This is a genomic window from [Limnothrix rosea] IAM M-220, from assembly GCF_001904615.1.
Taxonomy (GTDB): domain Bacteria; phylum Cyanobacteriota; class Cyanobacteriia; order Cyanobacteriales; family MRBY01; genus MRBY01.
The window spans coordinates 24,374-47,262 of sequence record NZ_MRBY01000015.1; the positions used below are offsets into that span (position 1 = coordinate 24,374).

17 protein-coding genes and 1 tRNA gene are annotated in these 22,889 nt (G+C 44.3%); 6 read left to right on the forward strand and 12 right to left on the reverse strand.

Features of this window, described 5'->3' with window-relative positions; genetic code table 11:
- Positions 1–148: 148 nt before the first annotated feature.
- Positions 149–1,885 carry a serine/threonine-protein kinase gene (locus NIES208_RS08160; RefSeq protein WP_225875274.1) on the reverse strand — a complete coding sequence of 579 codons (1,737 nt, stop codon included), beginning with the start codon at positions 1,883–1,885 and terminating at the stop codon, positions 149–151.
- A 240-nt stretch (positions 1,886–2,125) separates the two neighbouring features.
- Here NIES208_RS08160 and NIES208_RS18565 point away from each other — a divergent pair, with 240 nt between their 5' ends.
- Entirely contained in the window at positions 2,126–2,752 is a 627-nt protein-coding gene (locus NIES208_RS18565; protein WP_139325016.1) for a peptidoglycan-binding domain-containing protein, read from the forward strand.
- A 70-nt stretch (positions 2,753–2,822) separates the two neighbouring features.
- Positions 2,823–4,055: an LL-diaminopimelate aminotransferase gene (locus NIES208_RS08170; protein WP_075891591.1), complete on the forward strand. Its 1,233-nt coding sequence runs from the start codon at positions 2,823–2,825 to the stop codon at positions 4,053–4,055.
- Between the two features lie 256 nt (positions 4,056–4,311).
- On the opposite strand, the gene NIES208_RS08175 is transcribed toward NIES208_RS08170, so the two are convergent.
- From NIES208_RS08175 to NIES208_RS08185, 3 genes are all read right to left on the reverse strand, one after another.
- Entirely contained in the window at positions 4,312–9,585 is a 5,274-nt protein-coding gene (locus NIES208_RS08175; RefSeq protein ID WP_216349382.1) for a tetratricopeptide repeat protein, read from the reverse strand.
- Positions 9,586–9,613: 28 nt separating this feature from the next.
- Positions 9,614–10,003: a hypothetical protein gene (locus tag NIES208_RS08180; RefSeq protein ID WP_075891595.1), complete on the reverse strand. Its 390-nt coding sequence runs from the start codon at positions 10,001–10,003 to the stop codon at positions 9,614–9,616.
- Between the two features lie 268 nt (positions 10,004–10,271).
- Positions 10,272–10,643, reverse strand: coding sequence for a hypothetical protein (locus NIES208_RS08185; RefSeq protein ID WP_075891597.1), 372 nt, complete (start codon positions 10,641–10,643; stop codon positions 10,272–10,274).
- A gap of 652 nt (positions 10,644–11,295) precedes the next feature.
- Between NIES208_RS08185 and NIES208_RS08190 the strand changes: the two genes are divergently transcribed.
- A complete protein-coding gene (locus NIES208_RS08190) occupies positions 11,296–12,630 on the forward strand; it encodes a type IV pilus twitching motility protein PilT (RefSeq protein WP_171971741.1) in 1,335 nt (444 codons plus the stop codon).
- Positions 12,631–12,742: 112 nt separating this feature from the next.
- On the opposite strand, the gene NIES208_RS08195 is transcribed toward NIES208_RS08190, so the two are convergent.
- Together NIES208_RS08195 and NIES208_RS19210 are read right to left on the reverse strand one after the other, a co-directional pair.
- Positions 12,743–15,211, reverse strand: a complete 2,469-nt coding sequence (locus tag NIES208_RS08195) for an O-antigen ligase family protein (protein WP_075891599.1) — start codon at positions 15,209–15,211, stop codon at positions 12,743–12,745.
- 69 nt (positions 15,212–15,280) lie between these two features.
- On the reverse strand, positions 15,281–15,445 hold the full coding sequence (locus NIES208_RS19210; protein ID WP_216349383.1) for a hypothetical protein: 165 nt from the start codon (positions 15,443–15,445) through the stop codon (positions 15,281–15,283).
- 73 nt (positions 15,446–15,518) lie between these two features.
- Between NIES208_RS19210 and psb35 the strand changes: the two genes are divergently transcribed.
- Positions 15,519–15,737, forward strand: coding sequence for a photosystem II assembly protein Psb35 (psb35, locus tag NIES208_RS08200; RefSeq protein ID WP_075891601.1), 219 nt, complete (start codon positions 15,519–15,521; stop codon positions 15,735–15,737).
- 58 nt (positions 15,738–15,795) lie between these two features.
- On the opposite strand, the gene NIES208_RS08205 is transcribed toward psb35, so the two are convergent.
- Positions 15,796–17,229, reverse strand: coding sequence for a hemolysin family protein (locus NIES208_RS08205; protein ID WP_075891603.1), 1,434 nt, complete (start codon positions 17,227–17,229; stop codon positions 15,796–15,798).
- Between the two features lie 39 nt (positions 17,230–17,268).
- On the reverse strand, positions 17,269–18,045 hold the full coding sequence (locus NIES208_RS08210) for a hypothetical protein (RefSeq protein WP_225875275.1): 777 nt from the start codon (positions 18,043–18,045) through the stop codon (positions 17,269–17,271).
- Between the two features lie 45 nt (positions 18,046–18,090).
- On the opposite strand from NIES208_RS08210, the gene NIES208_RS08215 reads away from it, so the two are divergent.
- Positions 18,091–18,163, forward strand: a tRNA-Ile gene (locus NIES208_RS08215).
- A 177-nt stretch (positions 18,164–18,340) separates the two neighbouring features.
- On the opposite strand, the gene NIES208_RS08220 is transcribed toward NIES208_RS08215, so the two are convergent.
- Entirely contained in the window at positions 18,341–18,805 is a 465-nt protein-coding gene (locus NIES208_RS08220) for a hypothetical protein (protein WP_225875276.1), read from the reverse strand.
- A 69-nt stretch (positions 18,806–18,874) separates the two neighbouring features.
- Here NIES208_RS08220 and pyrE point away from each other — a divergent pair, with 69 nt between their 5' ends.
- A complete protein-coding gene (gene pyrE / locus NIES208_RS08225) occupies positions 18,875–19,480 on the forward strand; it encodes an orotate phosphoribosyltransferase (protein ID WP_075891607.1) in 606 nt (201 codons plus the stop codon).
- A 190-nt stretch (positions 19,481–19,670) separates the two neighbouring features.
- Here the strand turns inward: pyrE and NIES208_RS08230 are convergent, their stop codons facing one another.
- The 3 genes from NIES208_RS08230 to murC form a co-directional block, all read right to left on the reverse strand.
- A complete protein-coding gene (locus NIES208_RS08230; protein WP_075891609.1) occupies positions 19,671–20,015 on the reverse strand; it encodes a YbaB/EbfC family nucleoid-associated protein in 345 nt (114 codons plus the stop codon).
- A gap of 146 nt (positions 20,016–20,161) precedes the next feature.
- Positions 20,162–21,112 carry a UDP-N-acetylmuramate dehydrogenase gene (gene murB / locus NIES208_RS08235; protein WP_075891611.1) on the reverse strand — a complete coding sequence of 317 codons (951 nt, stop codon included), beginning with the start codon at positions 21,110–21,112 and terminating at the stop codon, positions 20,162–20,164.
- Between the two features lie 106 nt (positions 21,113–21,218).
- Complete coding sequence (gene murC / locus NIES208_RS08240; RefSeq protein ID WP_075891613.1) at positions 21,219–22,622, reverse strand: UDP-N-acetylmuramate--L-alanine ligase; 1,404 nt, start codon at positions 22,620–22,622, stop codon at positions 21,219–21,221.
- Positions 22,623–22,889: the final 267 nt, after the last annotated feature.

Below are 22,889 nucleotides of genomic sequence, written 5' to 3' on the forward strand. Positions count from 1 at the left end.
AATTTTACAGAACCTTTAGGGGGGTCGAATCCCCTATTCTGAAAACTTCGCCCAACTTCCCAAGGATTTCAACAAGTCGGCGATCGCCATAGCTAGAATGCCCAGATTATGTTGATTTTCGTCGCAGATATAGAAAAACCCATTATCCCTAAGCGCGGTCATTAATCTGCCAACTTACCAGCTGTTCATTCCACATCAAATCATATCTCAGCGGCTCTTCACCATAAATCTCACCATCAATAACATAGTCAATCCGAACCTCAACAACAGCGCTATTGCCAGCTTGACTCACGAGGGAAACATCCAAAACCTTCACCTCATCTACACTATTCCACCACTCGTAAAACTCAGCATAAGACTCGCTATAGCCCTGAAATGTGGGCGTTAACATTCGCCATGCCTGGGCAATATTACGACTATTAATAATGCTGTAGTAGCTCTCCATAAATGCTGTCGGAGAAGGACGATTTACCGATGGATCAGTACTGTCGGTTTCCGTTGCCCACACATACCAGTCTGGGTAAACATAAACCCAATATCCCGGTTGGGCATTGGCCTCACACACAGTACTTCCCCCTTCCCAATAGCCCCAATCGTTATAGCGACCATACTCCTCTAGGGCAGTTTCGCAATTAATCACTTGAATCAAATCGGTGTAGCGACCATAGCCTGATGTTTCATCCACAACCACAGGTTCTGGCTCGGGAATGGGTTTTGGTGTAACTGTTGTCGGTACTGGATTAGGTTGGGTTGGTTCGGGATTTTGCTCACCCTTAAACTGATTGCTGAGCATCACTCCCCCCACCAAAAATGCTGCGACAACACTGCCAGACAAGAGCGCTTTTTGCCAGCTAGGCATGCTCTTTTTTGTTGCTTGGGGGTAGGCACTGACATTTTCTGTCAAAGTCGCCAAATTTGTCGCTGAAGCTCCTCCCGGCACAGCAGTGGGCGGCGTACTGGTAGAGATCGGCTGGGGTTGATGAGATATGGGCGGGACGGCAGTGGGGGGAACCGCAACCGGAATGGCTTTGTTGTCAGGGTTTTGTAATGCGTGCACCATGGCATTGGCATTGGTGAAACGATCGCGCGGATGGGTGCAAATAGCTTGGTTTAAAACGGTGGCAAGGTGGGGATCCAGATTCGGGATATCGTCTTGCCAGAGCAATTTCCCAGTGGCGGGGTCGGCTGGAAATTCGTGGGGAAATTTACCGGTCAGGAGATAAATTCCAGTGAGGGCAAGGCTGTAGAGATCGCTACTAAAAACGGGTCGTCCGATCGCCTGTTCGGAGGACATAAAACCCGGTGTGCCGATCACAATAGAACTGGTGGTTTGCCCGGCGGTATTCATCACTGTGCCCATGGTTTCTTTGACCGCGCCAAAATCAATGAGGACGGGTTGGCGATCGCCTTGGCGCAAAATAATATTGTCGGGCTTAATATCACGGTGGACGATACCTTGGTCATGGATAAAATCGAGAACCGGCAAAATACCAAGCAACAGTTGGGCTACGGCTGCACTTGACCAAACACCTGATGAGGCGATCGCCTCAGCCAGCGTTTCCCCCTCAATCCATTCCTGAACCAAATAAAATTGGCCACTGGCCGTAAAATAGGCGAACAATGTGGGAATTTGTCGATTTCTTTCCCCCAACCGTTCAAGGATGACCGCTTCCCGCTGAAAACGATCCTTCACAATCTGATAAATAGCCGGGTCATTGGTAACAGGCTTGAGCTGCTTAATCACACAACGGCGGCTGGAAGGCATATGCAAATCTTCCGCCAGAAACGTTTCCCCAAAACCGCCCTGTCCCAACGCTTTTAGAATGCGGTAGCGATTTTCAAGGAGTTGTGCGCTCATTACCTGTGCCATTAAATATCTCCCCATTATTTTACTGAACCCTCAATCATCAAGAATTAAATCGTTACGCTCCAGTGTCACGAACCTCCCTCTCAAGATAGATTTTGTTATCAGAATTGAAACAAGTGACGTTTTTTGAGAAAGTCCTGAATATGATGGAATTTAAAGACTAAAATGACAATTCTTTTTGCAACTTTTCCAATTTTACGCATGAGTTTTGTTGCACCCTGAAAATTCATAAAACTCACACATAGGGAGGCATTCACCATGGAAACCTTAGCGATCGCCACTGCCTACACCGCCTACGAAACAGCCCATAATATTCAGCCAAGAAACCTTGATTTTTCCGAGTTCAAATTACCAACGAATGCCCGTTGGCTCAGCTACCTTGGGATTTTATTTCTCAGTAGCCAAATTGTCCTAAGTAGTGGGGCGATCGCCACCGCGAAAATTTTACCTCAGCCCATTACCAACGCCAAAGTCAATACCCCCTCCAGTTGCCTCAATATGCGCGTTGCGCCCCATGGCGACCTTGTAAAATGCCTACCCAAGGGGACAACCCTAAGGGACATTGTCCGTGAAGAAAATGGCTGGTATCAGTTAGCTAATGGGCATTGGGTCTCAAAAGCCTTTGTTGCAGTACCAGCACCAGCATCTCCCCTCATGGCTCCGTCAACCACCCTGCAATATATCGAAGGTGACCTAATGCGAGGTCAGTCGGTCAGAACATTGCAAGCTAGGCTCAACGATTTCCGTTTACTAGATAAACCCATACAAGTCGATGGCGTTTTCGGGCGAGAAACAAAACTTGCAGTCATGTCTTTCCAAGAAAAAAGAGGTTTAAAGATGGACGGCATAGTCGGTACAGAAACCACCAAAGCTTTGAGTCGATAACATCCCAACCCCATGACCGTGGGATGATAGGTTAATCTGTTTTACGGCATATTTTTAGACATATTGTTCCATGGTCAAAATCAACGAAAGTTACCTCAAATTAAAGGCTGGTTATCTATTCCCAGAGATCGCCCGCCGTGTCAATGCATTTGTCACCGAGAATCCCGACGCGCCGATCATTAAACTCGGTATTGGTGATGTCACCGAACCACTTCCCGATGCTTGTCTCGACGCAATGGCTGCAGCCGTCAAAGAAATGGGCGATCGCGCCACCTTTAAAGGCTACGGTCCCGAACAAGGCTATGCATGGCTCCGCGAAAAAATTGCAGCCCAAGACTTCCAAGCCAGAGGTTGCCAGATTGATGCCTCCGAAATTTTTGTATCCGACGGCGCAAAGTGTGACACCGGCAATATTCTCGACATTTTTGGCAAAGACAATACCATCGCCGTCACTGACCCTGTTTATCCCGTTTACGTAGACACAAACGTCATGGCTGGCCACACAGGCGAAGCAGACGAGTCTGGCAAATACGGCGGTCTCACCTATATTCCCATCACCGCCGACAACGAATTTACCGCTCAGATCCCCACTGAAAAAGTAGATCTCATTTACCTTTGCTTCCCTAATAACCCCACTGGCGCAACAGCCTCAAAAGAACAGCTCCAAGCATGGGTCGATTACGCCAAGACCAACGGCTCCATTATTTTCTTTGATGCCGCCTACGAAGCCTTTATTACTGATGACAGCCTCCCTCACTCCATTTACGAACTAGATGGAGCAAAAGATTGTGCCATCGAATTCCGTTCCTTCTCTAAAAATGCTGGTTTCACCGGAACCCGCTGTGCATTCACCGTTGTCCCCAAGACCTTAACCGTCAAAACCTCTAGCGGTGAAGAAGTGCAACTTTGGAAGCTGTGGAATCGTCGTCAGTCCACTAAATTCAACGGTGTTTCTTACATTGTGCAGCGGGGTGCTGAGGCCGTTTACTCTGAGGCAGGTCAAGCTCAGATTAAAGAACTTATTAGTTTTTACCTTGAAAATGCAGCCATTATCCGCAAAGAACTTGAGTCCGTTGGTTTCGATGTTTTTGGTGGCGTGAATGCCCCTTACGTTTGGGTGAAAACCCCTGAAGGTTTAACGAGCTGGGACTTCTTCGACAAGCTGCTCATCAACTGTAATGTTGTGGGGACACCGGGTTCCGGTTTTGGGGCTGCGGGCGAAGGTTATTTCCGTATCTCTGCCTTTAACAGTCGCGAAAATGTGCTTGAAGCAATGAAGCGGATTACGACTGCATTTAAGTAAATCTTTTCAAGCAAAAGAATGGCGTTGCTGAATTGAAAGATGAATTAGTCAATCTAGAAATTTTAAGAGAGCTACTTTCTAGACTTTTCTTGATTTGTCAGTGCAAGCATCCTCTTCTGTTTCACCAACGCCTCAAGCAAAAGAATAATTTACTGGATCGAATTTCGCTTAACTGGGGATGCATTAGTAATGATGCATCTTTTTTATATTTTTGCTCTCATTGAGCAATTCGAAGGAAGCGAAATCACTAACTTTTTTATCTACATATCAACCACGTAATCAAAACAATAGTCAGCCCAACACCAAACCAGAAGTATTGAGGTCTGATTTTCAAGTGTCTTTGAATTGTAGAGAGGGGAGAAAGAAGTAAACGAATTGCAAATAGAAAATAACCGAGAGGTAGATTAAGCCACACCATTCGCTTTTCTGTCTGAATCATCACATCCGCCCATTCTCCCTCGTCTGAGGATAAAAGAAATTGCTTCGATATATCTGGAATTGGAATTTCAGCGAGAGGAATCTGAAGCTCTTGCCAAATTCGATAGGCTTGATGGCGATACCGCATAGCACGTTTTAACTGACCGCGTCTTAAATAAGTATTTGCTAAAGACCAAATAGAATTAGCTTCACCTTTGCGATCGCTAATTTCTTGTCTGATTTCTAAGGACTGCTGATAAAATCCAATCGCTTGCCGATATTCGTGCAGGTTATGGTGGGTATTACCCAAATTTCCTAGTAAGCTTGCTTCGCCAAGATGATCACCAATTTTTTGCTTAATTTCTAGAGATTGCTGATAGGGTTCAATCGCCTGCTCGTATTGCTTTAAGGCATGATGAACATTACCAATACCCAATAATGAGAGTGATTCGCCTCGGTGATCGCCAATGTCACGGTTAACGCCACACTGTTGTTGATAAAATTCAATTGCTTTTTGATATTCTTCTAAAGAATAATAAGCATTGCCTAAGTTACCCAGAGAATTATTCTCTCCTTGGCGATCGCCAATCTCTTTCCAAATAGCTAAAGACTGGTAATAGAGTTCAATTGCTTGCTGATACTCGCGTAGGTAATAGTGGGCATTCCCTAGGTTTTCTAGTAAGCTTGCTTCGCCTCTTTGATCGCCAATTTCTCGCTTAATTTCTAAAGATTGCTGATAGGGTTCGATAGCCTGCTCATATTGCTTTAAGGCATAGTAAACATTGCCAATACCTCCTAATGAGAGTGATTCGCCTCGGCGATCGCCGATTTCTCGCTTGATTTCTAAGGACTGTTGATGCGATACAATTGCTTGCGGATAATCTTTCAAGGAGTAATAAACGCTGCCCGAATTACTCAAGGAATTTGCTTCGCCCTGGCGATCACCAATTTCCTGCGCAATCTCATATTGCTGTTGGTGAAACTCAATAGCTTTTTGATACTCGCCCAAAGAATGGTAAGCATTGCCCAAATTACCCAGAGAATTGGCTTCTCTTTGGCGATCGCCAACTTTACGACACACAATACACCGTTGTAGTAAAGTATCGACTTCTTGTTGATGTTCTCCGAGATTTTTATAGTTAATTTTAAGGCATCCCAAAAGTTCAATCTCTGAATGAAAATCATTACTCTCATGCCTAATTTCCAGAGCTTGCTGGTAGAAATCAATTGCCTTTTGATATTCTCTTAAAGAGTTATAGATATCGCCTAGACTTGCTAGAGAGTTTGCTTCACCTTTGCGGTCGCCAATTTCACGCTTAATCCCTAACGATTGGTGATGTAAGTCAATTGCTTGTAGGTACTTTTTTTGTAAATAGTAGACATTACCTGAATTCCCCAGAGAATTAGCTTCTCCTTGGCGATCGCCAATTTCTTGAGCAATGTCATATTGTTGCTGATAAAGTTCAAGAGCTCGCTCATATTCACCTTTTATTTTGTAAGCGATTCCTAAATTTCCTATAGCATTGGCTTCACTTTGACGATTATTCGTTTCATGCCTAATGACTATTTCTTGCTGTAAAAAATCAATAGCTGGTTCAGCCTCTTTTAAAGCTAGGTAAGTTTTTCCTAAACCAAAATAGGAGTTTGCTTCAAATACTCGATTACCAGCTTCGCGTTGTACAGGAAGTGCTCGTAGATAAAAGTCAATTGCTGTTTGATACTCGCCTAAAGTGCGATAAACATTGCCTAGGTTACATAAGCTGCCACCTTCAATATTCAGATCACTGATGGTTTTCGATAACTCTAGAGCTTGTTCGTGATAGTGAATTGCTTGTTTGTATTGCTTTAGCCCATGATGGCTAAGACCTAAATTCACCAGTGAGTTCGCCTGACCTTGACGATCATTAATCTGAGCCTGAAGAGTAATAGCTTTTTGTAGATACACGATGGCTTTCTCATTTTGTCCCATCTCATGATGAGTCCACCCTATCTTATGTAGAACATTGCCTTCATCTTTACGGTCGCCAAGTTCCCTAGAAATATCATGGCACTGTTGATAAAAATCAATTGCTTCTTCATATCTTTTTAGAGAGGTGTAAGCGTCGCCAAGATCACATAACGAACCACTCTCTCGCCAGCGATCGCCTAGCTCTTGCCGAATCTTTAATGCTCGTTGATACAACTCAATCGCCCTTTGATGTTTCCTCATTGAATGATATGTACCACCCAAACAGCTCAGATTTTTTGCTTCCTCAGGGTGTGCTTTTATCTGCTGAGTAAGCTCTATTGCCTTTTTATAAAATTCAAGCGCTTCCGAATATTGTTCAAATTTAAAATAAACATTACCCAAACATCTAAGAGAAAGAGCTTCAGACCAAGGCTGACCAATTTTTCGCCTAACATCTAAAGCTTGTTGATGAAAATTAATTGCCTGCTGACATTGACCTTGAAATTTATAAACGTCACCTAAGCTAGCGAGGGCATCAGCCTCACCATGACGATTGTTTATTGCTTGATTAATGTCTAGAGCCTGCTGGTAAAAATTTCTAGCCTGCTGATATTCCAGAAGACAGGTATTCACATAACCTAAGTTAATCAAGACTGCAGCCTTACCCTGCTGATTATCAAGTGATTCTTGAATATCTAAGCATTGCTGAAAAAGATCTTTTGCCTTCTCATACTCCCTAAGAGATTGATACGCATTTCCTAAATTGCTCAGGGCATTAGCTTCGCCTTGAAGATAATCCTCTTCTTGAAAAATACAAAGTGACTGTTCATAAAAATCAATAGCTTTATAATATTTACCTAAACCTTTATAAATAAGTCCCAAGTTGTCTAAAGAACTGGCTTCGCCTCGACGGTTATCGATTATTTTTCTGATATTTAATGCTTGCTGATGTAACTCAATAGCCCTCTGGTATTGTCCTAATGAATCATATGCATAAGCCATAAGTGTTAAAGATCGGCTTTTACTATGTTCATTACGAAGCTTATGGTAAATATCTATAGCTTTCTGAAAAAGACTAATAGCTTTCTTATATTGTCCAATTTTTCTATAAACATCTCCTAATCCATCGAATGCTTGTGCAATATTTTTATCAGCATCTACTTTTTGTGCACTAGATAAGAGTTGTTGGCAAGTGTCGATAGCTAGTTGATATTGACATGAAGAGTTATAAGTATTAGCAAGATTTTCTAGAGAAACCATCTGCTGATATACACTGCAACTTTCTTGCTTGATTTTTAGAGCTTGCTTATGAAACTCCAGCGCTTGTTCATATTGAGAACGTCTCTCACAAATATTGCCGAGATTTCCTAAAGCATTCGCTTGAATTTCAGAGCTGTTAATTTCTCGACCAATTTGTAAAGCTTGATGTTGTAGCTCAGCTGCCTGCTGATATTCCTCTAAAGCTTGGTAAGCATTACCTAAACCACCGAGAGAGTTAGCTTCGAAATGACGATTTTTAACCTCTTGTTGAATCGGAAGAGCGCAGGTGTAGTAATTGATCGCTTGTTGATATTGCCCAAGAACGTAGTATGCATGACCTAAATTGCACAGACATCCCCCTTCGCCATTACGGTTACCATTAATCTGATGAAGTTCTAAGGATTTTTGAAAAGCGGCAAGTGATTGCGAGTAATTTCCCAATGATCGATATAAACTTCCCAAAGAATTCCATGCCCAAGCTAGGTTGCCAGCATCATTATTGTTCTCTGGTTGCCACCCCTGAGTCAGCCTTTCGTAAAGTGGCAATAAAACTCGCGATTTTCCTTTTTTATATAGCGAAACATGACAACGTCTAAGAATCTTGTCTGCTTGTGGATAGTTCCCCAGCTCACAAGTATGGTGAAAAGCTTCCAATATCTCTTGATAACTTTCAACAGTTTCCTTATCTCCTTGAGCCTGAGATTCGTAATAGGCGATCGCCCGTTGATGACTTTCTATTTCTAGAGAGGAATCTATTAATTTCTCGTGAACTAATGATGCGACTAGCGGATGCAAAGTAAAACAATCTTCTTCCACAGACAATAAGCCACGTTCGACTAAACCCTGTAGAGACTGCTTCATGATTTGAGTTGCAAGATCACCAAACTCGAACCCATGCTGTTCTTCCATCTTTTGTTGAAGTTCTAACAACGAACTTTGCATCGACTGAGCCATCATCAAGCTAAAAGGTATCCGGTATACCGATACCCTCAATAACAAGTCTTGCCACCCCTCCGGCAATGCTTCGAATATCGTTTCAAAAACATCCTCTACTTTTGCCGTTGGGTTACCTTGATATTGCCGAAATAACCGGCGAAAAAAATCAATAGCCGTCTCATCAACTTTCGCCTCATACGCCTGTAGTACCCATGCAGCTGCTAACTTGAGTAACAAAGGGTGCCCTTCCGTCAAAGCAGCGAGAGTATCACAACGTTTACCTTGCACTCCTTGTCTCGATAAAAGCTCTACTCCTTCTTCTACCGTCATTCCTGTCAGTTTTAGCGGTACTTTAATAACAGTATTGAGCCTTGTTGTCACCAATACTCGACTCAACTGCCCCTGTCTTGCCCAGCACCGTAAAAACTGTTCATACCAAGTCCAGTCATTATGAGATCGTGCTGTATCTAACTGATCCATCACCACCAATAATCGTATGGGGCGATTCACATCATTCAGTCGCAACAATAATTCTCGCAACAATAATTCCTCTTGTGCCAAGGGATCTTTAACTGGACGACCGAGTTCCTGCAAAATGTATCGCGCAAAGCGATCAAAAGAATGAGGTTGCCGAAAATTCACCCATACACGGCGATCAAATTCATTTTTTAGTTGAGAAAACCCCCATGCAGCCAATGATGATTTTCCAAATCCACCAGCCGCGACAATCTCTACTACAGGTTTTTTATCAAGAAAATTACGTAACTGCTTTTCATGAGCTGGGCGATTAATCCAGTAGTTCTCATAAAGAGGGGGATTTTCTCCTACTCCCGATACAACAATATCTTGCTGTGTCGGCAGCGCGATAGAAATAGAACCCATAGGTTCATAAATAATGAACTGATCACGTCCATAATTCGTATTTTGACTGGTTATTTTATTTTCCATGCCAGCTCCTATTTCTTCCAAAAAAATAGAGAAAACCTAAGATTTCATCCTAAGAACCTCCTAGCTTTAAATCGCCACTAGGTTGATTGATCACAAACTGGTCTCGTCCGTAATTAGCATTAACCTGCTGACTTTGATATTGATTCTGAATATGAACAATTTGCTGAGCCAACTGCTTTACCTCTTGGGCAAATTCCTCATCCTCAAATAATTCTGCATCCAATACCCGTACTAAATTTGATTGGGACTCTAGATCATTCCCTTGACTCGTCTCGACTTGTATCAATACCTCTTCTACTTTTTTACGACCGGTAAAGCGATTAGATATAGTTTCCCAAAGCCGTTCGGTCAACTTTTCTGCAGCTTTACCTGCTGCACCTTCTGCAAATTTTTGCGCAGCCAAACCAACAATTAAGGCCGTCGTAATTGGTTCTATCATAATCTTTGCTAATAAAAATTGTGTTTTGATTATCCTCAATTCACCCTTAAATTGCCACTTTTGACATTTAAATATTGAATGCAATAAAACTATTCATCTAAAAAGCTATACTTAGTCAATTACATTAGCGATCGCCCATATATTTTTAACACCTATTTCTTTCACAATAAAAAACCCAGCAGTGATGCTGGGCTTCTATCAAATTATTTCAATCAATTATTTTACGAACTTACGACATTAAGACTTTAGCTAGACATTTGCGACCCATCTAAACTAAATCACAGGTAAGGGGACAAGAAGCATACACAGACTCAGATGCTACAACTTCCTTACCATGAAGCCAGCTTAACCAACTCATTTCTTGGGGATGTACACCTTTAATGGTGAGCATTGCCGCTGCCAATAGAATACTCATGACAGTGCCACCAATAATGGTTCCAGCGACTACCAAAACGGCGCTAACAGGCAGTACAGATTGCAGAACAATTGCCATTAAAGACCCAATTGTCATCATCAATACGACAACCGGAAAACCGACGACTAATAAGCAAACAAGTAGAGTAAAACTCCAGATTAAAAAGCTCTTAAGAAAAAATGAAATGTAGGAAGAGTCCCAGCTGCGAGTCGATGAGAAGTTCATAAATCTATCCCTCCAAGGGAAATTTATTGGTTGTAAAAAATCTAGTTAGGCATCTTTCAAATCGTATGAAAATTATGCTGATGCCTGCGGTGTTTCCTAGTATAAGTAGATTTTCTATGAATGATAAGTTTTTGTTTACAGAACTTAATTGCTCTTCTTTTCAAATATGGTAGTTTTTCCTTCAAATAAAGTGTTTTCAGGGATTTTAAGGTCTACAATTAGCAATCATGTTGCGGCGATAGGAATTTAAACTTATTAGGAAATGTTTTTTCTGAGACGAAGCTAATGCTTTTATGAGAAACCTTTTTTTAGGATGAAAAAAGTTACATTTCTTTACTTTGATGGGTCTAGTTGCCTTGGTCTTTTGGATGATGGCAAAGGTTCGTTGATTTGTCTTTTAAGCTGTCTGAAGTAGGTGATTATTTGTGAATTAAGGCATTAGGGATTATCGATTCTATGGCTGTGTGTAAGGCTTTGTCACGGTGCTTTGGCGATCGCCTTGCGATTTAGCGATTCGAGTTAACATGGGAACAATAAAATTGGGTCATTCTCCAAATCATGTCTGGCTAATGGTAATGATGTGAGTTACCGGAGAACGTAAGCTTTGCAGAGTTTTCGTGCCCATAAACCTATAAGTGATGCTCAATTTCCTATGACACCAACACCGCCACAACGTCCTGATGCTGGTCAGAAAATGCCAATGCCACCGATGAATGCCCAAGGTGGTGCGGAGGAAACTCAGATTGTCGCTCCTCGTGGTGGAGCTATACCCTCAATGCCTAAGGAGGAAACGCGAATCGTTACGCCTCAACAACAAAAACGGCGATCGCCCCAACGTCCTCCCACACCAGCCCGTCCAGCAACTCCTCCTCCCCCAAGGCAAAAAGCAACAGCCGCTGCACCTCGCATTCCCCAGCGGGGGGCAGGACAACCTTCCCTAGAGCAAATCGTGACCCATGCCCATAAGGAGGGTTATTCAGATGTGCATGTCGGTGTTGGTGAAATTCCTCGTTTCCGTGATCGCGGCGAAATTTTATTAACCAATTATCCGATGACCGACAATGACACGTTTTATGCGTGGCTCCATGAGGTCTTAACCCCCCAAGAAATCCAGCGGTTTAAAGATAATCTCGACTTTGACGGTGCAACACAATATAAATTTGCCCGGGTGCGGATCAATATCTTCGATTCGTTGCTGGGTCCTTCGATGGTTATGCGTCTGATTCCATTGAAAATTTTGACTATGGAACAGTTACGTTTGCCTCCGATTTTCAAGAATATTTCAGATTCAGAAAAAGGATTGGTCTTAGTGACGGGACCCACGGGTTCTGGTAAATCAACCACCATGGCGGCCATGGTGGACTACATCAATAAAACCCACCCGAAAAATATTATTACCATCGAGGACCCGGTGGAATTTGTCCACACTAGTAAGAAATCCTTGATCAAACACCGGGAAGTGGGGATGCATACTCTTAAGTTTGACAACGCCCTTAAGGCTGCTTTGCGTGAAGACCCGGATCTGATTCTTGTGGGTGAGATGCGAGACAAAGAAACGGTCAACACAGCTCTAAAAGCGGCGCAAACAGGTCACCTAGTTATGGGCACGCTCCATACAAATAGTGCGATTAAAACGATTGAACGTATTCTCAACCTCTATAGTGCGGAAGAGCAGGATGCGATGAAGGTGGCGATCGCCGAATCATTAGTTGCCGTTATTGCCCAAGGTTTATGCCGGACAACGGATGGTAAGCGGGCGGCCTACCACGACATTTTGGTGAATACCGAAACGATGCGCGATTACGTCAAAGAAGCCAAATACGAAGAGATGCTTGCTCTCATGCAAGACGGTGAATATGACGGCATGATCACGATGAATCAGTCCCTCTTTAACCTGTACCAAGAAGGCCGCATTACGGAAGAAGTCGCCCTTGAAAAATCTCCCACCCCCAACGAAATGGCCATGATGTTACGGGGTCGTATTTAAGGTTGAGTTACCATGATCTAAACCTCTAGGTCGCCCATCCCAAAACCCTAGGAGTAGCTTAGTCGCTACTCTTTTTTTGTGGCGACAGTTGTTGGGAAACACCAAAATAGTTCTAGTTCTCTAGTCGTTGCTGTTGTGCTGCAATGAAAGCATCAAGTTCAGGAAAGGGGCGATCGCCGAATAGTCCGAGGAGCTTTAGCATGGGTACAGACCGTAAATTTGTAGGCGGAATAATCTGACTGAAGCCGGCCAAATCTGGATCACGATAACGAAACTCTCGTTCTAGTACAGGAGTCGGCTTTACCAGCTCCGGAGGGAGACCTACCGCCACCCATTCCCGCAATGTACCGTAGCGAGTACTAGGCTGATTGACCAAAATAGTTTCTCCATTGGAGCGTTCCAAGCTCAGGGAAAATTCTGGATCAAACCAAGCTTTTAGCAGTTGAGTGGGTAGATCGTTGGGCTTGTCGGCGAGGGCATCATTAATGATTTCTAAAGAACGTTGGGGTTGGGCATCGGCAAAAATAATCGCCTGCACCACAGGGCTTAACTGACGCGGCGCAACCTGCCCCAAGAAGTCGTTTTGCCACCACTTCAGCAAAAGCATCGTTTCGTAGGTTTGTCGATAGTCGCTACCATTAGGCGGTAATTTTTTGAGAAGGGTTTCGTAGTGGGCGATCGCCTTTTCATAGACAGCCTCTCTCAAAGATACCAATGCGGGGTCTGAGTCCCAACGGGGAGCTGCCACAAATTCTGGTGTCTGCAATAGCTGTAAAGCAAGCAATTCCGTGACTTTCTCTGGCCATAAACCCTGGGCATGGTAGCTTTTTGCCAAAAAATATAGCGTATAGGGAAAGCGATTATTTGCTTTTTTGAGTAGCGTCGAAAAAATTTCGGTACTGGGTTCTGAGGCTAGATCGACGGCGATCGCCCCTGCGTTGTATTGCAACAATGCGTCGTCGGGAACAGCTTGACTCGCTTTTTGGAAATAGCGATAAATCAAGTCATCTAAAGATTTCAGCTCATCCATTGTGGCTCCGGCAGCAAACTGATCTTGGCGTATTTGCCAGTAGTGCATCCCCAAATCCACCATATGGCTCTGTTGCCAAGGGACAAAACGATGGGCATTGTTGAGCTTCTGTTCGTATAGGGTTACATTGTCAACGGATTTTGCCTCCTGGGCTTGAGCATTTAAGGCCACCGAAACAGTCATAGGCAAGCCCAAATATAAAACGATCGGGAAAACCCACAAACTCACCAGTTGGACACCCCGTCGCTGGCGATTTTTTAAAGGCAACTGTACTTCAGGACTAGACATTTGGGCGATCGCCAACAACAAAGCCAAGGTAGCCACGAGGGTCAGACTAATAGGTAAATATTCCAGTTGATAATTAGCAAAGCACACAATGCCATAGCTCGCCCAGCCCGCCCCGATGCCGTATAACAACAGCTCAGCCGCACTATCTTTTTCTACATAGGGCAAAATTGACAGCCATAGGCGCATCACCAAAAATAAAAAAAGCAAACTCGCCACAATACCAAGGAGACCCATTTCACTCAAAATTTGTAGGGGCGTACTAAATAAATGGGGTGTTTCCGGAGAGCGATTGGCGAGGGGACGAAATAAATCCAGCGATCGCCCCAAATGCCCCAACCCCAAACCATTAATAGGATTACTTTGCACCACATTAATACTGGTCACCCAGAGGAAAAACCGATCCCGCACTGAATCCATCAAATTCAGTTGAGAGGCAACAGTCGGCTGAATATTTTGCCAGTTTGCCGTCGCAAAAACCCTAGGGTTAAAGCCCACAGTCATCAGTACCATGACGAGTAAAAATGTCTTGAGGACTAAGTTCTGTAGGGAAAAGCCCCGCCGCCCATTTACTAACGAAACAAGATAACTGAGCATCCCCACAACGGCGATCGCCACCAATGCAGAACGAGCAGCAGTCGTATACAAATCCAGCAAAATAATGCCAGCTCCCACAGTAGCGAGCCACCTTTGCCAACCCTGTTGGGCGATCGCCAAAGCCACAACCAAAGGAAAAACCAAAACTAAATAGCCACCCATGCCCCCATAGGAACCCAACGGCATCGGATTACGCAAATTCAGCCAGTCAGCTTGGGGTAGCCACAGCCCTAAACCCATCACCGCAGAACCAACACCCACCCCACTCAAGCCCATCCAAAGCCACTGCCATAGTTGTCCCTGCTGAAGCCAATTGCGGAGCGCGTAAAGCACCATGCCATGGCCAAACACCATCACAAAATACCAAGCAGCAGCAGCCGGGTTATTTGCCCGAGTCGTAGACAAAATCAAAGCAATCGATAAAGCCATGATTCCCCAATCCAAGCCATAACCTAAGCCCTGCCATGGTCGCTGATAGTCTCGCAAACTTAAAACAAACCACAGCCCCACACACCCAAATCCCCCTTGCCACACAGGTAGCCATGGCCAATCGCGCATCGCCTCAAAACTATTCGGCAGCCACGCAAAAATACCGAGCAGCATAAAACCCAAATAAAGGAGCCATTGGTGTGACCAAGGCTTTGAAGATGGGGTAAAGAGGTGAGCCATAAACAGAAAAATCACGGTACAAAAACTTCAAACAGTGCATTAAAGACAGGATGACGCGGCATAAGATAGTTATTCGTGAAATTTACGGTATTTCAAAACACTATCGTTTAATTCCAACAAAAATGATTTAATCTGCCACTTTAAGACAATACGTTCTTTTTTCAAGAAATCACAACGATCAAAACCACGAATTTTAACAGTAATTATGCTGAAAATCCCGATGGCGATCGCCATCTAGCAGACAGAGACATTTCTCCGGGTCTCCACTTGTTGGTATATTGTGAAAAAACGTAACGATTGAAGTGCAATGAGTGAATATTCTGAATTTCTATTGGCAGCGGCGGCGAGACCTTTTCCGTTGTACTTTACGTTGGTTTATGCCGTCGGACTTGTTGCAGCCGTTGTCATTGGCCTAATTGCCTTTTTCAATTCCAAGCGTCCAGTCGGTTGGGAAGATGCCAAGAAACCAGATTTGATTCCTGACCTCACGAAAAAAAAAGCGACCAACTCTGAAGAAGAGTCCTAGGCTACTATCACCACAACTTTACATTCCGCACTGACTTCACTTCATATTTTGACGATGACTAGCCATTGCTGCGGTCTTCCTGCTCCGGCAGAATATCTTCAAAATTTGCAGTAGGGTCAGTTTCTCTATAACTATCTGGCTCGGCGATCGCCTCAAACTCAGACTTGGTCTTCACAATTTTAATTTGTTTCAGACGGGGACCATTAATTTCAGTCACCACAAATTCTAGATTATCGAACCGAAAGACCTCATTCATCACCGGAATTTTTTGCCAATAGTAAAGCAAGAAACCACTGAGGGTTTGGTAATCATCCGTCGTCGGCAAATTCAGTTGCAAGGCTTCATTGAGCTCGTCAATATCCACCTGGGCATCAACCAAAAACGTCTGACGATTAACGCTCTGAATGGTAGGGATCGCCTGAACACGATCTTCCAGCTCATCGCCAATAATTTCATTGATAATATCTTTTGACGTTAATAACCCAGATGTACCGCCAAACTCATCAACCACCATCACCATGGGCTGTTTTGTCCGTTGAATTTTTGGTAATAAATCGGCGATCGGTGTATTTTCAGCGACAAAGGGAATTGGCTTAATCCAAGGTTCAATCGTACTCTCAAGGCTCACATTAGCGTCGGCAAAGGGTGCGGCAAAATCCCTAAAACGCACAAAACCCACAATGTCATCAATGGATTCATTGTGCACAGGATAGGCCGAATGGTTAGTTTCACTCACTTTACCGAGGAGATCTGCAAGGGTCGCTGTTTTGGCGATCGCATGGATACTCGTGCGGGGGGTCATAATTTCTTCTGCCTTGACATCCCCAAACTCAATCACATTATTGAGCAGTTCCCGTTCCTCGGCTTCCAAGCCCATAGATTCCTGTTCAGTATTAATAATTAGCTGCAACTCCTCCGGGGTAACGCGGTCATGGAGAAGATTTTGATGAATTGGGGCAATACCAAATATTTTTAAAATACTGCGATTTGATTGATTTAAAATCCAGATAAAGGGCTTAAAAATACGGGCGATCGCCAAACTCGGCGGCGCTAACCACCGGGCAATTTCCTCAGAGTGAGATAAAGCCACAGACTTCGGGCAAAGTTCGCCGAGGATAATTTGCAAATAAGCAATCAAGAAAAACGCAAACGGGATCGACGCAGAAACAGCAAAAGATTTAATCCACACTTCCGGCACAGGCAATTTCAACAATAACTGCTCAATCGCGCTGGCCATCGTATCTTCACCGATCCAGCCCAAGGCCAAACTCGACAAGGTAATGCCCAACTGCGTCGTAGACAACAATCGTTCCAGACGAGATTGCAACGTCTGCACCATCTTTGCCTTCGTATCTCCCTCAGCAATAAGCTGACTAATACGCGATCGCCGCACTGACACAATAGAAAACTCAGCCGTCACAAAAAAAGCATTAATTGCAATCAGCAAAAAAACTGAGCACAGCCGGACTAAGATATCACCACTGGATAACATGAATTTGGCGTAAAGACCCTCACTATTTATTTTTACCTTTTAACGTACCACCGGAATATCAGCAATCTCCAAAGTAATATCTTGAGTTGGATAATCACTCAAACTCATGGAGATAGTTTCAACATCTTCCAAAATCACCGCCGGGATCCGCACCTGTCCGGTATAGCTTTGATTATTCGCCGGAATCTCAGCCGGTAATCCTTCCGTTTGACCACTCACAAGACGACCTTGGGCATCCTTTAGCTCAAGGAAATTGTAGAGAAAACGGACGGCAGAATTACTCCCATTTTGCAGACTAATATCAATGACCCAATAGTTGCCTAAAAGACGAGAATTTGTCACATCAAAGCGAATATTGTTAGCGACATTCGTCAATGGAAAAACCGTTTCTTCTGTTGCCTCAACGCCATTTGTACTGATATTGACTGTTTCGCTAGCCGGTAATTTTACAAAATTATTTTCAGGCTGTGCCGCATTGGCAACGCTATTCCGTTTTAATTCCTGCTCTTGCGCGTAAATTTTGTCGTACACCTCGACAATCACTTCCCGTTCCGAAACTAGTTCAATGCCATTTACCGAATCACCAGCACCGGAAGCTCGGCGACTACGTACCAACTGCTGAGCTGGGTTACCCTCCGGTTGACGAACGCCTTTTAGGGCTTCAAAACCAAGGGTAAAGCCATATAGCGCACTTACTGTCCCAGCACCCACCATTGCCACAAGCAGCAATAAAGTAAAGGCTAGAGTCGTCTGAAATTTCATAGGCGATCGCCACTCAACATCCAATAAGAAGAAATTGCTTAAAGCAGTAACCACAAATTATATTATGATAACCACCGGGTCATTGAGACCACAAAACTACCAGGGTTGGCCGAGCGGTTTAGGCAACGAACTCATAATTCGTGTTAGGCAGGTTCAACTCCTGCACCCTGGACTTGATTCACGCGCTCAGCCACCATTGGTAGCTTGGTTAGATCTTTCAATATTTTTTGGCTCGTTGTGAAAAATAATTTTTAGTTCAATGTTAGCCTGCCAGTCAGTCCCTAGGGGACACAAACTAATCGGTTTTTATCAACCTAAAAACATCTTCCAGTTAACAGATCAGCCTTTGCTAACGGTCGAAGGAAAAACCTGTGCCACGTAGCAGTTGCAATGTGCCATTTTGGGCGGGAGCTTCACTACGAAGGGAAGAATTATAGGGATTTGCCAAGTCCGGTGTACGAATCACAGGATCACTGGCAACCTGTTGCAACATAATGTCGCGGTACAGAGTATCGACTTTCTTAAAATCGCGCTTTGCGTTGTGCTCTGGATAACCCGGCTCAAGAAACGAAAACGGCACAACACCAAAAAAGTCGTTTAGCACCTGCCAAGTATCGAAACTTGTGTCAACGTTACGCAGCTCGTAATCAACGGCACGGTCAAAGACATCGGCGGTATGCTCTGGATAAGTGGGGTCACGGCCTTCTAAAAAAGTTTGGGCGATCGCCCCAGCCGAAGTCACCTGAATAGCCGCTCCAACTGCGAAAACTGTGATTAAATGATGAGACCATTTCTGCATGGTAGGTTCGTCCATAAATCAAATCCTTACCAGCATCTTTGCTCACAAACCCAAATTGGTCAAGTTTTCCTTTTCTTTAGCTTCATGACAACTAATCCTTCCCTTTCCGATCTGTTAACGGCTAACGCCGCAACCCTAAGACAATGCTTACTTAACCAAATCGCTACAGAAGCTTACAAAGAAGGAGACTTTACCCTCTCATCCGGTCAAAAAAGCACCTACTACATCAATGGCAAACTCGTCACCCTAACTGCCGCAGGAGGTGTCATGACAGGTCGCCTGATTCTTCAGCAATTAGCACCAGACACAGCCGCCGTGGCGGGATTAACCCTTGGCGCAGATCCCATTGTGAGCGCCGTTAGCATTGTTTCTGCCTATGAAGCTCGCCCTTTACCGGCACTCATCATTAGAAAAAAGGCAAAAGGTCACGGTACGCAAGCCTACATTGAAGGCCCCCCATTACCCCAAGGCGCTAAGGTGGTCGTCCTCGAAGATGTGGTCACAACGGGAAAATCAGCGGCACAAGCAGTGGAGCGCCTACAGGATATGGGCTATGAAGTGACAGAAATCATTTCAATCGTGGACCGACAACAGGGAGGGGCTGAATTTTATGCCAGTCAAAACATTAAATTCTCCAGCCTGTTCACCATTAAAGATGTCCAGCAAGCCTACCAAACTTTAAATCGCTAAAGCTTTTTAATCGAAGTCCACAGTCGATCACAAAAAAGCTCCCAAACATGTCGCTTGAGGAGCTTTTTTTGTACCGCAAATTAATGTTGTGCGTTGTGTCCACAAGCAAAATACCGATGGCCTATGGAGCAATAATCACTGAGTAATTAATCATTAATTTACTAATTTACTGTTTTTTAAAGGCCGCTTTCTAAAGACCGGGAATGTTTAAGCCACTAGTCAGTTCTTCCATTCTGGAGCGCATAGTTTCGGTAGATTTGTTGTATGCATCGGTAAGGGCTTCGGTAACCGCAGCGGACAGATCATCTGCACCTTTGGCGATCGCCGCATCAGAGATTTCAACACCACGAGGCTCTTGATTACCACTTAGGATTACTTTGACAGAACCATCAGCATTAGTACCTTCAACGTTCATTGCTTCCAGTTCTTCTTGGAGTTTTTTAGCACCTTCTTGTACCTGTTGTGCCTTTTGAAACGCATTAGCAAGCTCTTTCATCTTGCCGAGTCCGAGACCAAATCCTTGTCCTTTTGCCATAGTGGTTACAGAGTTAAATGTTGAATGTGTTTCAGTAAAACAGATCGAGAGATTTACTTAAATCTACGTTGTGATCCGTAGACCATCTTAATATCCCTATGCTCGAATTGGTAAATTTACGTCATCCCTTAGTAAAAATAAAAAACCTAGGAAAAATCACCCAGAATTTTCACTTCTGGTTTCAGCAAAATTTGATAGTTATTTTCTACTTCGCCTTGGACGTGCCTAATAATTTGAAAAATGTCCATCGCCTTAGCGTCACCGCAGTTCAAAATGAAGTTTGCGTGGCGTTCAGCAATCTGGGCACCACCAATACGAAATCCCTTAAGGCCTAATTCTTCAATGAGTCTGCCTGCTGCTTGGGGATAGGGGTTGCGGAACACACTGCCACAGCTGGGCAAATGATATGGCTGAGAGGCTTTTCGCATCTGGAGGTTTTTTTTGGTATCTTGCCTGACCTCGGTAATGTCAAAACCGGCTTCGAGTTTAAAGGCGGCTTCAAGGACAAGGCGATCGCCACCCTGCAAATTAGATGTGCGGTAACGGTAACCAAGCTCAGCGGGCTTTAACTGGGAAATAGAGCCGTCTGGTTCTAATACCTTTACCCACTGCAAGACATCTGCAATACAGCCCCTATGGGCACCAGCGTTCATCACGACACTGCCCCCAACACTGCCGGGAATCCCCACAGCCCACTCCAAACCACGCCAGCCGCGTTTCGCCGCATGCCAAGCTAGTCGGGCGATCGGTTCCCCAGCACTGGCAATCAGTAAACCACCCTCTTCGGCGCGGTAGTACCGTAGACGGTGGGTATTCACGACAAGTCCGGGTAAACCTTGATCACTAATCAAGAGGTTGGATCCAGCGCCAAAAATTGTGAGTGGTAACTCATCACGGTGATCGGCGTACCATTCTAAACAAGCTTGTGTTTCTTCCAATGAAGTTGGTGCTGCATAAAACTCCGCATCACCACCGACCCGAAATGAGGTGTACCTCGCTAAGGATACCTGCGACTTTATAAATGACAAGGGCTCATTCTTGGGAAAAGAGAGGGGAAGTCTTGATACTGAAGACCGGAAAGGGGGGGAGCAGACCATTCGTTTTGCTGACTTGTTGCTAGGTTGAAATTCGCGATGCACGCACCTTAATCCGAAATTTTAAGTTTCGTCAATGGACATTTGACTGATCCATCATCAAAATCTCTTATTCAGGGAAACTTTCCTGAAAAAAAACAGCAATGATTTGGTTAAGGTTACCAGCGCCCAAAAATAGAACTAAATCGCCGCTTTGTAATTGCGGTGATAACCATTCTGGCAACTGACGAAAATCAGGCTGGTAAAATACGTTGTCTTGATGGTGGGCGATCGCCTGTTGGAGGGTTTCACCCGTAAGGTTAGCGATATTTTCCTCTCCTGCGCTATAAATATCCGTAATCACGGTTAAATCGGCATCTTTAAAAGCGGTCGCAAATTCAGCTAAGAAGGTGGCCGTACGGCTATAGCGGTGGGGCTGAAAAACAGCAATAACTCGATTTTCCTTACCAGCGCGCAGTCTTGCCGCAGCGAGCGTTACCAAAATCTCACTGGGATGGTGGGCATAGTCATCAATAAACGTAATCCCTTGGCGTTTACCTTTCACCTCAAAGCGCCGTTTTGCACCACCAAAGGTTGTCAATGCTTCGGCAATCGGCGCAAAGGGCACTTCAAAATATCGAGCCACGGCGATCGCCGCCAAAGCATTATTTAAATTATGTTTTCCTAAAAGACTTAGATTGATCTCACCGAGGCGATCGCCCTTTTCCCAAATCGTCGCAGTGGTCGCCGCAGACCCATAGACAACATCCGTTGCCCAATAATCCGCATTGCTGTGATTATCAATGGCATAACTAATATCAAAATTCAATGACCCCGAGGCGATCATCGGACAATCTAAACAGGCCACCAAAGATTTGCAATGACCAGCAAAGGTACGGAACGTTTCGATAACATCATCAATGGACTGATAGTGATCCGGGTGATCCAGCTCCATATTAGTGACAACACCAATCTTGGGATTAAGCTTAACCAAAGTGCCATCCGATTCATCCGCTTCCGCCACCAAATAACGACTTTTGCCCAGGCGCGCGTTACCGTCCCAAGCATCCACTTCACCACCAACAATAATTGTGGGATCAAGCCCCGCCTCCAGCAAGATATAACCAATCAAGCTGCTGGTGGTTGTTTTGCCATGAGTGCCACCAACTGCAACACTGTCATATTCATTGACGAGGGCCGATAAAACATCAGAACGATGGAAAATATCGCACCCCAACAGCTGTGCCGCTTGGAACTCCGGATTTTCAGTGCCGATCGCCGTAGAACAGATCACCTGGGGCAATTTTGCCGTTGCTTTCTCCGTCGGATCAAAATGATTGAGATTTTCCTTAATTTGCTGGTTAAAAATATTCGCCCCCACCCCAGCCAGCCTTTGGGTAATGTGGCTAGAACGTTGGTCAGATCCGGACACTGGCAAATTTCTTTGTGCAAGAACATAGGCAAGGGCAGACATGCCGATCCCACCAATTCCGATGAAATGGAAAGGTTTGCCATTTAGATCTACAGTTTTCAAAGATCCTTCTCCTTACACATACAAAACTTGAAGCAGTAATTCTTGTCGCTTCCTTAAAACACCACTAAGTATGCAGCATTAACGATTTTTTACAAAAAACTACTCTTCAGGTTAGGCGATCGCCACAACCGCATTCAATCTCAGCAATAAATCTCAGCCCATGCCTCTGACATTTAAAATAAACAGACCCGACACAATAACCGCCTAAAAGCATTCCTAGACAAACCCATAGAAAATTTCAATCCAGCAGAGGGTTTTCCCAAATTC

Bases quoted from the DNA above. Each gene is read 5' to 3' on its own strand.
- NIES208_RS08160 (WP_225875274.1), bottom strand. From the start codon at position 1,885: ATGGGGAGATATTTAATGGCACAGGTAATGAGCGCACAACTCCTTGAA.
- NIES208_RS18565 (WP_139325016.1), top strand. From the start codon at position 2,126: ATGGAAACCTTAGCGATCGCCACTGCCTACACCGCCTACGAAACAGCC.
- NIES208_RS08170 (WP_075891591.1), top strand. From the start codon at position 2,823: ATGGTCAAAATCAACGAAAGTTACCTCAAATTAAAGGCTGGTTATCTA.
- NIES208_RS08180 (WP_075891595.1), bottom strand. From the start codon at position 10,003: ATGATAGAACCAATTACGACGGCCTTAATTGTTGGTTTGGCTGCGCAA.
- NIES208_RS08185 (WP_075891597.1), bottom strand. From the start codon at position 10,643: ATGAACTTCTCATCGACTCGCAGCTGGGACTCTTCCTACATTTCATTT.
- NIES208_RS08190 (WP_171971741.1), top strand. From the start codon at position 11,296: ATGACACCAACACCGCCACAACGTCCTGATGCTGGTCAGAAAATGCCA.
- NIES208_RS08195 (WP_075891599.1), bottom strand. From the start codon at position 15,211: ATGGCTCACCTCTTTACCCCATCTTCAAAGCCTTGGTCACACCAATGG.
- NIES208_RS19210 (WP_216349383.1), bottom strand. From the start codon at position 15,445: ATGGCGATCGCCATCGGGATTTTCAGCATAATTACTGTTAAAATTCGT.
- psb35 (WP_075891601.1), top strand. From the start codon at position 15,519: ATGAGTGAATATTCTGAATTTCTATTGGCAGCGGCGGCGAGACCTTTT.
- NIES208_RS08205 (WP_075891603.1), bottom strand. From the start codon at position 17,229: ATGTTATCCAGTGGTGATATCTTAGTCCGGCTGTGCTCAGTTTTTTTG.
- NIES208_RS08220 (WP_225875276.1), bottom strand. From the start codon at position 18,805: ATGGACGAACCTACCATGCAGAAATGGTCTCATCATTTAATCACAGTT.
- pyrE (WP_075891607.1), top strand. From the start codon at position 18,875: ATGACAACTAATCCTTCCCTTTCCGATCTGTTAACGGCTAACGCCGCA.
- NIES208_RS08230 (WP_075891609.1), bottom strand. From the start codon at position 20,015: ATGGCAAAAGGACAAGGATTTGGTCTCGGACTCGGCAAGATGAAAGAG.
- murB (WP_075891611.1), bottom strand. From the start codon at position 21,112: ATGGTCTGCTCCCCCCCTTTCCGGTCTTCAGTATCAAGACTTCCCCTC.